The organism is Achromobacter sp. FW305-C-13 (genome assembly GCF_058783475.1).
The window spans coordinates 1,088,373-1,100,523 of record NZ_JBYSYN010000002.1 but is presented as its reverse complement, the minus strand read 5'-3'; the positions used below and the strand labels follow the sequence as shown (position 1 = coordinate 1,100,523).

Below are 12,151 nucleotides of genomic sequence, written 5' to 3'. Positions count from 1 at the left end.
CATGACCACCCCCATGTACGACGCTTCCGTTCCTGTCATCAAGCAAATGCTGTCCGCGCTGTCGGACGTGCTGAAGAAGGCCGAAGCCCACGCCACCGACAAGAACATCGACCCGTCCGCCTACCTGGGCGCCCGCCTGTTCCCGGACATGTTCCCGCTGTCGCGCCAGGTGCAGATCGCCACCGACTTCGCCAAGGGCATCACGTCCCGCCTGGCCGGCGCGGAAGTGCCGTCCTGGCCCGACGGCGAACCCACGTTTGCCGAACTGCAGGCCTTGATCGCGAAGACCCTGGCACACGTCGGTTCGTTCACGCCGGAACAGTTCGAACAAAGCGCATCGCTTGAAATCGTGCTGCGCCCGGGCACGCCGAAAGAAAAGAAGCTGTCGGGCAGCGCCTACCTGCTGCACTACGGCCTGCCGCAGTTCTTCTTCCACGTGACGACGTCCTACGCGATCCTGCGCCACAACGGCATCGAAGTCGGCAAGCGCGATTACATGGGCGCGTACTGATGACACGCCGCGCGCGCACCTGACGCCGCGCACAGAAAAAGGGCCGCAACACGCGGCCTTTTTTTCGCCCGTACGTCCCGATACGCAATTGCCGGATCAGGGTTTTTCCCGATCCCCAGCCTGTCGATTCCGGTGTCGTCTATTCGTCGTATCAGTACGACCCACTCTACTTGTAAGGCGGACACACCATGACTACCGGCACCGTTACCTTCCACCGCGTCCTGCGCGCCTCCCCCGAACGCGTCTACCGTGCTTTCCTGGAGCCCGACGCCATCGCGAAATGGCTTCCCCCCTATGGATTCACCTGCCAGGTCCACCAGTTGGACGCCAAGGTGGGCGGCGTCCACAAGATGTCGTTCCGCAATTTCACGACCGGCAACAGCAGCGGTTTCGGCGGTGAATACCTGGAACTCGTCCCGTCCGAAAAGATCCGCTACACGGACCGCTTCGACGACCCGAACCTTCCGGGCCAGATGCAGACCACGATCACGCTGCGCAAGGTCTCCTGCGGCACCGACATCAGCATCGTGCAGGAAGGCATCCCTGCCGTCATTCCGCCCGAGATGTGCTACCTGGGCTGGCAGGAATCGCTGACGCAGTTGGCCAAGCTGGTGGAACCGGAAATCCCCGACTGAGCCGAATCCATGGCGGAAAACCGGCAGATTTGAATCGCACTGTATCGGCCCCCGGGGCCCATACATTCGGACACCCGGCGCGCACGCCGGACCTCTATAAATCGTTCGCAACAAGTCCCCAACCCTGCGAACCTTTTATGGAGCCTCCGCCATGACAGACCCTATCGACACCCGGCGTCGCCGCCTGCTCGCCACGACGTCCACCCTGGCAGGCATCAGCCTGCTGAACCTTGGCGTGAGCGGCACGGCGCAGGCCAAGTCCAGCCCTGCGCAACCCGCCAACACTCCCCCCCGCCGCAGCGCCGCGTCGTTCGACGGCATCCGCCAGATCCGGGCCGGCACGCTCGATGTCGGTTATGTGGACGCCGGCCCCAGCACCGGCCCCGTCGCCATCCTGCTGCACGGCTGGCCTTACGACATCCACGCCTTCGTCGACGTCGTGCCGCGGCTGGCCGCCGCCGGCTATCGCGTCATCGTCCCGTACCTGCGCGGCTACGGCTCGACGCGCTTCCTGTCGGCCGACACGCCCCGCAATGGCGAACAGGCAGTGGTCGCCGTGGACATCATCGCGCTGATGGATGCGCTGAAGATCGAACGCGCGGTCATTGCCGGCTTCGATTGGGGCGCGCGCACCGCCAACATCATGGCCGCGCTGTGGCCCGAACGCTGCCAGGCGCTGGTGTCCGTCAGCGGCTACCTGATCGGCAGCCAGGAAGCCAACCGCAAACCGTTGCCCCCGCAGGCGGAGTTCCAGTGGTGGTACCAGTTCTACTTCGCCACCGAACGCGGCGCAGCGGGCTACGCCGCCAACCGCGACGGCTTCAACAAGCTGATCTGGCAGTTGGCATCGCCGCAGTGGAAATTCGACGACGCGACGTATCAGCGTTCCGCACAGTCATTCGACAACCCGGACCACGTGGCGATCGTGGTGCACAACTACCGCTGGCGCCTGGCCCTGGCAGAAGGCGAATCGCAATACGACGAACTGGAAAAACGCCTGGCGGCCACACCGAAGATCACGGTGCCGACGATCACCCTGGAAGGCGACGCCAACGGCGCCCCGCATCCGCCCCCCGCCAGCTACGCCAAGCAGTTCAGCGGCAAATACCAGCACCGCGACATCACCGGCGGCATCGGCCACAACCTGCCGCAAGAGGCGCCTGAGGCGTTTGCAGAGGCGGTGCTGGCGGTGGTGCGGCTTTGAGCGGCGGCGCGGCCCGTGACGTGATACTCAAGGACGGCGCCCCGCCTCCACCTGGATCTTCAACTCCACTTCCGGCTTGAACCCCATGTCCAGCCCGAAGTCCAGTCCGAAGTCCTTGCGGCTGAACTTCGCTGACACGTCGGCACCGCAGACCTCGCGTTTTTCCATCGGGTGCTGGATGCACTTGAAATCGTCGATCTCCATCTTGACGGGTCGCGTGACGCCGCGCAGGGTCAGGTCGCCCGTAGCCTCTTCGGGGCGGTCGCCGTCGAACTTGGTGAACTTGCCCTTGAAGGTGGCCGTGGGATAGCGGGCGGCGTCGAAGATGTCGGGCGCGACGGCATGCTGGTTCATTTCGTCGTGGCCGAAGTCGACGGAATTGATGTCCACCGTGACCTCCACCGTGCCGGTGCGCGCTTCGCGATCCAGCACCACCACGCCTTGCGATTTGTTGAACTTGCCGCGCCACGTGGACAGGCCGCCCAAGTGATCGGCTTCAAAGCTGGGATAGGTATGCGACGGGTCCAAATCGTAGGTGACCGGCGCAGCGGCGGCCGGCAGGGTCAGCATCAGCGCGCTTGCGCCCAGCAGCAGGGACGGAATCGACTTCATCAGGGCTCCTCATGACGGGAACGGGGCCGCGCGCGATACAGCGCGGCCACCGATTGGAAGCCAAACCATAACATTCAGCTTGGAGTCAGCCGTAAAAATAGGACTGAAACGTCCTGTCGGCATTCCTGCCAGATTGAAATGAACAAAACTTGATTCAGGCAATAATGCGCCGCATCTCTACCGCGATCACGGAAACGACAATGAAAAAAGTGTTTGCCTTACTGATTTCGGCCGCGCTGCCGGTTGCTGCCCTGGCACAGCCGGACACTGAACCATTGAAGCTGAACCCGGACAACAAGCTTTTCTGCAACGCGCAGACCGACTGGTGCGTCGGCATCAAAATTGACGGATCCTTCGAAACCAACGGCCCGTTCGCTACCAGCCGCACGCTGCGCTCCGACCGCGCATTCTGGGACTTGCCCGACATTCCGGATTTTTCCAAGTTCACCGTTTGGCCCCAGCTGATCCGCCTGAGCGAAGACCGCGCGCTGGTGGGCGTGGTCGGCCCGGCCGAACCCGACTACAAACTGGAGACGCAATTCTCAGGCGGCAGCTTCATCCGCCAGGACCTCTATCTGTTCGAGGTCACGCTGGGCGAACCTTCCGCCAGCAATCTGGTGTTCATCATGCCGTCGTCGACGGAAGCGACGATCCGCGCCTGCTTCAATGAAGCTGACCAGCGCAAGCGTGATGGCCACTGCATCGATGCCTATCAATTCAAGGCCGATCTGAAAGCCTTGCCCGGAACCAAGACGGCCAGTGGCGCGGAGTATCCGGACCTGCAAGTCACCACCCAGGCAACGCGCGCGCCAGCGACCGCCAGCCGCTACGCCGACTCCAGCGCGAAGCCGGCGCCGACGAAGGCCGAGGTTGCCCCTGCGGCCGACAAGCAGTGCAGCTACACGGTGACCTACAAATGGAAATCCGACGGTTCGGTCTATGCACCGACGACGCCGCTGCCCGATTGCGCCGAATTCCTGCAGGCCTCGCCCAAGGCGAAGCCGTAACGCCGCAACCGGATCAGGCAGCGCCCCCAAAAAGGGCGCTGCCGCCGCCTTACTCTGCGTAGCCCGGGTTCTTCCGGTCCAACCGGCGCAGCAGGCCCGGCCACGCCAGCGCCGCCTTGTGCGCCCGGTCGGCCGGGGATTCGACCGCGGCGCGCGCCAGGACTTCCGGCGGAATGAAGATCAGTTCACCACCGCCCGCCTGCGCCCGCACCTGCGCCATGCACGCAGCTTCCAGGCGATGCATGGCCTGGAACGCTTCGGCCATCGTCTGGCCCACCGTCAGCAAGCCGTGGTTGCGCAGGATCAGGTAGTTGTTGCTGCCCAGGTCGCGCACCAGGCGCGGCTGCTCTTCCGGATTCAGCGCCAGGCCTTCGTAATCGTGATAGCTCAACGAACGCAGCGCAATGAACGCGAATTGCGACAGCGGCAGCAACCCCGCCTTCTGCGCCGATACCGCCACGCCGTTGATGGAGTGCGTATGCAGCACGCACATCGCATCCTTGCGGGCCGCGTGGATACAGCTGTGGATGGTGAAGCCGGCCGGGTTGATGTCGTATTCCGACGCCATGACCTTGTTGCCGTTCAGGTCGATCTTGACCAGGCTGGACGCCGTGATCTCGTCGAACATCATGCCGTAGGGGTTGATCAGGAAATGCTCGGTGCCCGGCACCTTGGCGGTGATGTGCGTGAAAATCAGGTCGTCCCACCCGAACAGCGCCACCAGCCGATACAGGGCGGCCAAGTCCGTGCGGACCTGCCATTCCGTTGCGCTGACTTGATCGCGCACGCTGGCGCCCTGCTTGCTAATCGTATCCATCCCGTCTCCAGTCCTGGTATCCAGACTTCATGTTGTCCCGCGGCGACCTTGCCGTCGGCTTGCCAGACACTGTATTGGTTTTGCGCGGATCCGGCATGGTGGAAACGGCTGCCGTCCGTCTGGTGAAAACAATTATCTGCCCCGCTTCGCCCCCGGTTTACCCCCAGGTCGGGCTGGCGCTTGCATAATAAAGGCCGACCGACTCAGGAGACCCCGCCATGTCGCTTGCGCTCTACGGCCATCCGTTTTCCTCGTACACGCAGAAAGTGCTGATCGCGCTGTACGAGAACGCCATCCCGTTCGAATTCCGCTGCATCGGTCCGGAGACGCCGGAGCACGCCGCCGAATGGCTGCGGCGCTGGCCCTTGCACAAGTTCCCGCTGCTGGTGGACGGCGACCGCAACGTCGCCGAAACCAGCATCATCATCGAATACCTGCAACTGGCCCACCCCGGGCCGGCAAGCCTGGTACCCGCCGACCCGGCCGCCGCGCTGGAGGTGCGTTTCCTGGACCGCTTCTTCGACTTGCACGTCATGAACTGGGTGCAGCACGCGGTCAACGGCGCCTTGACGGGTGACGACGCCAAGCGGCGGGAAGGCCTGGCGCTTGCGACGGAAAAGCTGGAACTGGCCTACGCCTGGCTGGATGCGCAACTGGGCGGCCGTGCCTGGGCCACCGGCCCGGAATTCACGATGGCGGACTGTGCTGCCGCGCCAGCGCTGTTCTATGCGGACTGGACGCACCCCATTTCGGCGTCTTATCGGGTGCTGCGCGCGTACCGCGCCCGCTTGCTGGCGCGGCCATCCTTTGCCCGGGCGGTCGAAGACGCAAGAGTGTTCCGCCCCTTGTTCCCGCTGGGCGCGCCGGACCGGGACTGACAGGATGACGTCCCTGCGCCCTGCCCTCCCACACCGTCTGCCTGCCTTTTTCCGCTCGCACCTGGAATCGCTGTCCGGGGTCGGCCTGCTGCTGGGCACGCTGTTCTTTGCGGCCTCGCTCACGCCCACCCTGGTTCCCCGCACCTACCTGACCCAGGGCGTGCTGGCTGGCACCTGCCTGGCCGCCGGTTACGGGCTGGGCGTGCTGTGGCACTGGCTATGGGCCTATCTGGAACTGCCTGAACCCAAGGCACGCGCCGCCCGGATCACCAACGCGCTGATCACCGTGCTGTGCCTGTCCGTGCTGGTGCTGTTCCTGTGGCGCGCGGCGGAATGGCAGAACACGATCCGCGCCCTGATGAAGATGGAACCCGTCACCAGCGCGCACCCCTTCAAGGTCAGCGCCACGGCGCTGATCACCTTTGCCGTGCTGCTGGCGCTGGGCCGCTTGTTCAAGCTGCTGGCCCGCACGCTGTCCGCGCAGGTGCGCCGCGTGGTGCCGCGGCGCGTCGCCAACGTGGCCGGCGCGGCGATCGCGATCGTGATCTTCTGGTCGTTGGCCAACAACGTGTTTTTCCGTGCGGCACTGCACGTGCTGGACGCCTCGTTCCGCGAGTACGACGCGCTGATCGAGCCCGAGCGCCCGCAGCCCACTGACCCCGCCAAGACCGGCAGCCCCGACTCGCTGATCGCCTGGAAGCAGTTGGGCCGGGCAGGCCGCGAATACATCGCCTCCGGCCCCAGCGCGCGTGAAATCCGCGCCCAGACCGGGCGTGACGCGCTGGAACCCATCCGCGTGTACGTGGGATTGCCCGGCGCCGCCACGGCGCAGGCGCGGGCCCGGCTGGCGCTGGAAGAATTGAAGCGCGTCGGCGCGTTCCAGCGGTCTGCGCTGGTGGTGGTGACGCCCACGGGCACGGGGTGGATCGATCCGGCCGCCATGGACGCCGTCGAATACCTGCTGCACGGCGACGTAGCCAGCGTGGCGATCCAGTATTCCTACCTGTCCAGCCCGCTATCGCTGCTGGCCCAGCCCGAGTACGGCGCCGAAGCCGCACGCGCGCTGTTCGTCGAAATCTACAACCACTGGACCGCCCTGCCCAAAGACCAGCGGCCCAAGCTGTATCTGCATGGCCTGAGCCTGGGCGCCATGAATTCCGCGCGGTCCGCCGAGCTCTTCGAAATGATCGGCGACCCCATCCAGGGCGCACTCTGGAGCGGCCCGCCGTTTGAAAGCCGGGTCTGGCGCGCCATCACCGACGCCCGCAACCCAGGCTCCCCCGCCTGGCTGCCGCAACTGCGCGACGGCGCCTTCGTGCGCTTCATGAACCAGGACGGCTCGCCGGTGCCCGCCGACGCGCCCTGGGGCCCGATGCGCATCGTCTACCTGCAGTACGCCAGCGACGCCGTCACGTTCTTCGACTATCGCGACCTGTACCGGCGGCCCGCGTGGATGGATCCCCCCTACGGCCCCGACGTATCGCCCGACCTGCGCTGGGTGCCGGTCGTGACCATGCTGCAACTTGCGCTGGACATGTCCGTCAGCACCCACACGCCGATCGGCTACGGCCATGTGTACGCGCCGCAGCATTATGTGGACGCCTGGCTGGCGGTGACCGGTGCGCCGGATTGGCCGGCCGATGCGCTGGCCGGCCTGAAACAGCATCTGATGGAACGGACCCGCGCGGCGATGGATGACGGGGACGGCAAAGAGGCCGCGTACGACAACCGCGGCGGCTGATCAGTTCGTCTGGACGTCGGCGCTGTCGATGATGCGCTTCCAGCGCTCGGTCTCTTCGCCGGACAGCTTGGCAAGGTCCGCGCTGGTGCCGGCAAACGGCACGGCGCCCTGCTCGGCCAGATGCGCGATCATGGCCGGGTCCTTGGTCAGGTCGATGACCGTGTCCTGCAGCTTGCGGATCACCTCGGGCGGGGTGCCTGCCGGCGCCATGACGCCGTACCAGGATTCCACCACGGCATCCTTCACGCCGGCCTCCGCCAACGTCGGCACATCGGGAATCGCGGGGCTGCGCTGCTCGCTGGCCACGGCCAGCACGCGCACCTTGCCCGGCTTGATGTAGGCCAGCACGTTGGGCAGGTTCGCGAACAGCACCTGCACCTGCCCCGACAGCAGGTCGGCCGTCGCCGGGCCCGCACCGCGGTACGGCACGTGTTCGAACTTGGCGCCCGAGCGGTACATGAACAGCTCGCCCGTCAGGTGGTTGACCGACCCCATGCCCGCTGAAGCCATGTTCAGCTTGCCGGGATGCTGCTTGGCGTATTCAACGAGTTCGGCAACGTTCTTGGCCGGCAAGTCGGCCGACACGGCGAGTACGTTCGGCACCGTGGAAAACAGCGCGACCGGCGCAAAGTCCCTGATCGCGTCGTACGGCAGGTTCTTCGTCAGCAGCGGTTGGATCGACTGTTGCCCCATCGTCGCCAACAGCAAGGTGTACCCGTCGGCCGGTGCCTTCGCGACGAAGTTCGCCCCGATACTGCCGCCGCCTCCCGGCTTGTTTTCCACGATGACCGTCTGGCCCAGCGCTTCCGACATCCGATTGGCCAGCAGACGCCCCATCAGGTTCACCGTGCCGCCCGGCGCGAACGGCACGATCATGGTGATGGGCTTGGAGGGATAGGTCTGGGCCTGGGCCTGAGTGCCCAGGCTGATCCCCATGGCTGCGATAGCCGCCCCGATAGTTTTCAGCATGATGGAATTCCCCTTGATTGTTATGGCCAGTCAAGCTTCCAGGACGGAAGTCACCGCTGACTCGGATGAAATAAGCGTTTGCACGCGTTGCCGCAACAGATCCTGCGCATCCGCCACACGCAGCAGCGTCGCGGCGATGGCGCTGCGCTGCTTGGCCAGCTCTGCCTGCTGCTCGCCGATACGGCCGGTCACGAGGCTTGGCGCGGGCCCGCCGAACGATTGGCGCGCCGCCACATTGCGGACCGGGTCCAAGCATGCGGCGATATCGTCTTCGCGCAGCGCGACCTGCCGGCCAAGCTGCTGGGCGGCTGCAGCATTGACCATCTGGGGCGTGATGTCCTTGGCGGGAATTCCCGCTTCCAATGCCTGCCGGACCACGGCGCCGATGATGTGATGGGCGTCGCGGAACGACGCGTCGGCCTTGCGCACCAGCAGGTCGGCCAGGTCGGTGACGGTGGAGAAGTCCTCGGCCGCGCGCGAGGCCATGCGCGCGCGGTTCGGTTCGACCCGTTCCACCAGCAGCTTGATCAGCGCCAGCGATCTCAACGCCTCTTCGCAGGCTTCCCAGCAGGTCCGCGTGCTCTCGCGGCTGCTGTCGCCCGAGTGCGTGAAATGCGTCGACTTCACCGTCGCGAAAGCCGCCGAGGTCAAGCCGATCAAGTGGCCGGTCTTGCCACGCAGGTATTCCAACACCGCCGGATTCTTCTTCTGCGGCATGATGCTGGACGTGCTGGCGATGCTGTCCGGGAACGACAGGTAGCCGAACTCCGGCGTCGACCAGATATAAAAGTCCTGCACCATCCTGCTGCTGGTGATCATCATGATCGACAGCGAAGCGCTCAGCTCCAGCGCAAAATCCCGCGATGCGACACTGTCCAGCGAACTTGCCAGCGGGCGGCTGAAGCCCAGCATCGCGCTGGTTGTGTCGCGGTCGATCGGAAACGACGTGCCGGCCAGCGCGCAGGCGCCCAAGGGGGACGCATTCATGGTTTCCAACACGTGCAGCAAGCGGTCGACATCACGTGACCAGGCGTCGACCAGCGCTGACAGGTAATAGCCATAAGTGATCGGCTGCGCGGCCTGCATATGCGTATAGCCGGGCATCACGCAGTCGGCGTACTGGCCAGCCTGGCGCAGTGCCGCATCGGCGACGTCGATCAAGGCGGTCGCGATCCGGGCCGTGAAATCCCGCGCACGGATCCGGTCGACGGTGGCGCCGATGTCGTTGCGGCTGCGCGCGGTATGCAGGCGCCCGCCCAGCTCCTGCCCCACCAGCTTGATCAGATGGGCCTCGTAGTTGAAATAGGCCTCTTCGCGTGCGGCATCCAACTCCACCGCATCTGGCCCGTCGGCCTGCATCTTGAGCAACGCCTGGGCCAACCGGACCGACGCGTCGTGGTCCAGGATGCCCTGCTCGTGCAGCATCACCAGATGCGCAAGGTTGATCTGATTCAGCATCTCGAAATTGGCGAAGAACTCGCGATTCAAGCGCGGAAGGAAAATATATTGAAGCACTTCCGGGGCAAGCGGTTGCTTCAGGCGGCTGCTGACTTTGGATTCCATTTCAGTCCGGTAGGAACACGAAAACTGTAGTCTCCGTCTGCGCCAACTTATGCGTCAAATCAGATATTTACGGCTTCAAATACAAAATTGATATGATTATCCGTACGCCGTCTTTCTGGACTGAACGATGAATTTCAAGCAGGTCGAAGCTTTTCGCGCCGTGATGATGACGCGCTCGATGACGACGGCGGCTGGGCTGCTGCACACCTCGCAGCCGAATGTCAGCCGCTGGATCGCGCTGCTTGAAAACACGCTGGGTTTCGTGCTGTTCAAACGCGTCGGCACCCGGCTGATCCCTACCCCTGAAGCCGATGCGTTCTACGCCGACGTCGAACGCGCCTTCATCGGCCTGGAATCGTTGAACGACAGCGCCAGTTCCATCCGCCGCCGGGGCACGGGCCTGCTGCGGGTCGGCGCGGTGGGCTCCATCACGCAATGCGTGCTGCCAGACGCCCTCCGGCTGTTCAGGGACAAGGTCTCGGACATTCCGGTCGTGGTCAGCACGGGTGGGTCTGACGTGGTGGCGAAGTGGATGGCCACCGGCTTCTGCGACATCGGCTTCGCCTCCATCCAGGCCGACGTGCCAGGCTTGCAGTACGCGCGGATCAACGCGGCGCACGGCGTCGCGATCGTGCCGCGCACGCACCGGCTGGCCCGCAAGAAAATACTGAAGCCCGCCGACTTCAACGACGAGAATTTCATCTCGTTGCCGGCAGGCAGTTTCAACCGCGCATCGGTCGACCGGCACTTCCCCGATGATTCGCGGATCCTGTCGATCGAAACGCCTTACGCCACGACCATCTGCTCGATGGTGGGCAGAGGGCTGGGCGTTTCGATCATCAACCCCGTCGTATCGCGGGCGCTGAACATGCCTGAACTGCGCGAAATCCCGTTCTCGGAAAAAATCGAATTTCCCAGCTACGCGGTGACCTCCGACCACTTCCCCGTGGGCGCGCTGGCCAGGAAAATGGCGGACTGCGTGCAGGAAGTGTTCACCTTGCTGAACCAGGCGGCAGAAAAATGATGCCTCTCACCTCCTACTTCTGGAGCGGCAACGCGATCCGCAGCCGCAGCGTGGGTGGCACGGTGCTGTCAGGCATGGTCGACGTGCCCCCGCCCCCCGCCCGCGTAGTCGCTGATTGGTATCGCGAAATCACCACCCGGTTGTCACTGGAGCCTGGCGACGTCGAACAGATGCCGCTGGCCCGAACGCAAGTGCGCTGGCCCGACTACGAGCGCTGCGTGCAGGCCATGGGCACCTGGACACGCGCGCTGGGGCTGGGCGACGTGCTTGCCGACAGCGACATTGCCCTGATGGCATGCCGCGGCGCCAGGTATCACCATGACGGCGAACAATACGGCAGCGCCGCCTTCTGCAACCTGTTCCTGAGCGACGACAAGGGGCTGGACGTGCACTTCCCGTATTCCGGGCATCGCATCCCGCTCGTCCGGGGCACCGCCATCCTCTTCGATACCTGCCAGCCGCATGCCGTGATCCCACGTGGCAGCAACGGTTTTCAAGCCACTGACTTCGCTGCCGATGAGGATCTCACTCAACTGTTCCTGACCTGGGAATTGCCGGTTGAAGCGGCGTGCGTCGCGCAGGCGCTGGGCGTGGTATTAGATATCGACCCGCAACGGGCGGCAGGCATGGAGGATGAGCAGGTGTGGGCGGGCGGCGTGCGCGCGGTGGTGGACCCGGCCTCGGGACGGTGGGAGCCGGCCGCATAAGGCGCGGGCGCGTCCGCCGCGCCACGTATCAGTCGAAGAACTTCACGAACACCAGTTCAGGATCGCCGTCGTCCAGGTTATCGATCCGGCCGCTGGCGATGAATCCCAACCGCTCAAGCAGGGCCCGCATCGGAAGATTGGACGTGTTCGTCGACGTGAACAGTTTGGCGCCGTCGCATTGCGAAGCCAAGCTTCGAACAATTGCCGTCGCGACGCCACGGCGCCGTGCAGACGATTTCACGACGACCAGGGCAATGAAGGGGTGGTCGAAGAACGCGCGATTGAGGACCCCGTACCCGAGGGGCGACGCCTCCTGCCCTGGCCCCGTCGCCACCCAGCATTGACCCGCGGCGACGCTTTGTGCGATGAATTCCCGCCGGCCCGATTCGCGATCGGCGATCGGATCCAGTTCCACAAGCAAAGGGATGTCACTGTGTAGGGCCGGACGGATGTTCACGGAATGGGCATTCTGACTGCAGATCG

General features: G+C 64.7%; 13 protein-coding genes. 8 read left to right on the top strand and 5 right to left on the bottom strand.

Going from position 1 to position 12,151, the window contains the following annotated elements; genetic code table 11:
• Position 1 precedes the first annotated feature (1 nt).
• The 3 genes from AC3WMU_RS16355 to AC3WMU_RS16345 all read left to right on the top strand — a co-directional run bounded on the left by AC3WMU_RS16355 (position 2) and on the right by AC3WMU_RS16345 (position 2,350).
• Positions 2-511, top strand: a complete 510-nt coding sequence (locus tag AC3WMU_RS16355) for a DUF1993 domain-containing protein (RefSeq protein ID WP_006226555.1) — start codon at positions 2-4, stop codon at positions 509-511.
• 188 nt (positions 512-699) lie between these two features.
• Positions 700-1,146, top strand: a complete 447-nt coding sequence (locus AC3WMU_RS16350) for an SRPBCC family protein (protein WP_006226556.1) — start codon at positions 700-702, stop codon at positions 1,144-1,146.
• A gap of 151 nt (positions 1,147-1,297) precedes the next feature.
• A complete protein-coding gene (locus tag AC3WMU_RS16345) occupies positions 1,298-2,350 on the top strand; it encodes an alpha/beta fold hydrolase (RefSeq protein ID WP_492282666.1) in 1,053 nt (350 codons plus the stop codon).
• Positions 2,351-2,377: 27 nt separating this feature from the next.
• On the opposite strand, the gene AC3WMU_RS16340 is transcribed toward AC3WMU_RS16345, so the two are convergent.
• The gene (locus AC3WMU_RS16340) at positions 2,378-2,962 is read right to left on the bottom strand and encodes a YceI family protein (RefSeq protein ID WP_492282665.1); all 585 of its coding nucleotides are present in this window, start codon (positions 2,960-2,962) and stop codon (positions 2,378-2,380) included.
• Positions 2,963-3,162: 200 nt separating this feature from the next.
• Here AC3WMU_RS16340 and AC3WMU_RS16335 point away from each other — a divergent pair, with 200 nt between their 5' ends.
• Positions 3,163-3,969: a hypothetical protein gene (locus AC3WMU_RS16335; protein ID WP_492282664.1), complete on the top strand. Its 807-nt coding sequence runs from the start codon at positions 3,163-3,165 to the stop codon at positions 3,967-3,969.
• Between the two features lie 49 nt (positions 3,970-4,018).
• On the opposite strand, the gene AC3WMU_RS16330 is transcribed toward AC3WMU_RS16335, so the two are convergent.
• The gene (locus AC3WMU_RS16330; protein ID WP_006226560.1) at positions 4,019-4,786 is read right to left on the bottom strand and encodes a class II aldolase/adducin family protein; all 768 of its coding nucleotides are present in this window, start codon (positions 4,784-4,786) and stop codon (positions 4,019-4,021) included.
• Between the two features lie 218 nt (positions 4,787-5,004).
• On the opposite strand from AC3WMU_RS16330, the gene AC3WMU_RS16325 reads away from it, so the two are divergent.
• Positions 5,005-5,664 (top strand): glutathione S-transferase family protein, encoded by a 660-nt coding sequence (locus tag AC3WMU_RS16325; RefSeq protein WP_424625040.1) that lies wholly within the window; start codon positions 5,005-5,007, stop codon positions 5,662-5,664.
• Positions 5,665-5,668: 4 nt separating this feature from the next.
• Positions 5,669-7,405 (top strand): alpha/beta hydrolase, encoded by a 1,737-nt coding sequence (locus AC3WMU_RS16320; protein ID WP_492282663.1) that lies wholly within the window; start codon positions 5,669-5,671, stop codon positions 7,403-7,405.
• Here AC3WMU_RS16320 and AC3WMU_RS16315 read toward each other — a convergent pair whose 3' ends face one another.
• Together AC3WMU_RS16315 and argH are read right to left on the bottom strand one after the other, a co-directional pair.
• On the bottom strand, positions 7,406-8,374 hold the full coding sequence (locus AC3WMU_RS16315; protein WP_492282662.1) for a Bug family tripartite tricarboxylate transporter substrate binding protein: 969 nt from the start codon (positions 8,372-8,374) through the stop codon (positions 7,406-7,408). It abuts the gene before it with no gap.
• 30 nt (positions 8,375-8,404) lie between these two features.
• Positions 8,405-9,937 (bottom strand): argininosuccinate lyase, encoded by a 1,533-nt coding sequence (gene argH, locus AC3WMU_RS16310; protein WP_492282661.1) that lies wholly within the window; start codon positions 9,935-9,937, stop codon positions 8,405-8,407.
• A gap of 127 nt (positions 9,938-10,064) precedes the next feature.
• Between argH and AC3WMU_RS16305 the strand changes: the two genes are divergently transcribed.
• Entirely contained in the window at positions 10,065-10,961 is an 897-nt protein-coding gene (locus AC3WMU_RS16305) for a LysR substrate-binding domain-containing protein (RefSeq protein ID WP_006226565.1), read from the top strand.
• A complete protein-coding gene (locus AC3WMU_RS16300; RefSeq protein WP_492282818.1) occupies positions 10,961-11,668 on the top strand; it encodes a hypothetical protein in 708 nt (235 codons plus the stop codon). The genes AC3WMU_RS16305 and AC3WMU_RS16300 overlap by 1 nt, the downstream gene beginning before the upstream one ends.
• 28 nt (positions 11,669-11,696) lie before the next feature.
• Here AC3WMU_RS16300 and AC3WMU_RS16295 read toward each other — a convergent pair whose 3' ends face one another.
• Positions 11,697-12,125: a GNAT family N-acetyltransferase gene (locus AC3WMU_RS16295; RefSeq protein WP_427959948.1), complete on the bottom strand. Its 429-nt coding sequence runs from the start codon at positions 12,123-12,125 to the stop codon at positions 11,697-11,699.
• Between the last annotated feature and the right edge of the window lie 26 nt (positions 12,126-12,151).

Excerpts from the sequence above, each read along its gene's own strand:
- AC3WMU_RS16355 (WP_006226555.1), top strand. The coding sequence starts at position 2 with ATGACCACCCCCATGTACGACGCTTCCGTTCCTGTCATCAAGCAAATG.
- AC3WMU_RS16350 (WP_006226556.1), top strand. The coding sequence starts at position 700 with ATGACTACCGGCACCGTTACCTTCCACCGCGTCCTGCGCGCCTCCCCC.
- AC3WMU_RS16345 (WP_492282666.1), top strand. The coding sequence starts at position 1,298 with ATGACAGACCCTATCGACACCCGGCGTCGCCGCCTGCTCGCCACGACG.
- AC3WMU_RS16340 (WP_492282665.1), bottom strand. The coding sequence starts at position 2,962 with ATGAAGTCGATTCCGTCCCTGCTGCTGGGCGCAAGCGCGCTGATGCTG.
- AC3WMU_RS16335 (WP_492282664.1), top strand. The coding sequence starts at position 3,163 with ATGAAAAAAGTGTTTGCCTTACTGATTTCGGCCGCGCTGCCGGTTGCT.
- AC3WMU_RS16330 (WP_006226560.1), bottom strand. The coding sequence starts at position 4,786 with ATGGATACGATTAGCAAGCAGGGCGCCAGCGTGCGCGATCAAGTCAGC.
- AC3WMU_RS16325 (WP_424625040.1), top strand. The coding sequence starts at position 5,005 with ATGTCGCTTGCGCTCTACGGCCATCCGTTTTCCTCGTACACGCAGAAA.
- AC3WMU_RS16320 (WP_492282663.1), top strand. The coding sequence starts at position 5,669 with ATGACGTCCCTGCGCCCTGCCCTCCCACACCGTCTGCCTGCCTTTTTC.
- AC3WMU_RS16315 (WP_492282662.1), bottom strand. The coding sequence starts at position 8,374 with ATGCTGAAAACTATCGGGGCGGCTATCGCAGCCATGGGGATCAGCCTG.
- argH (WP_492282661.1), bottom strand. The coding sequence starts at position 9,937 with ATGGAATCCAAAGTCAGCAGCCGCCTGAAGCAACCGCTTGCCCCGGAA.
- AC3WMU_RS16305 (WP_006226565.1), top strand. The coding sequence starts at position 10,065 with ATGAATTTCAAGCAGGTCGAAGCTTTTCGCGCCGTGATGATGACGCGC.
- AC3WMU_RS16300 (WP_492282818.1), top strand. The coding sequence starts at position 10,961 with ATGCCTCTCACCTCCTACTTCTGGAGCGGCAACGCGATCCGCAGCCGC.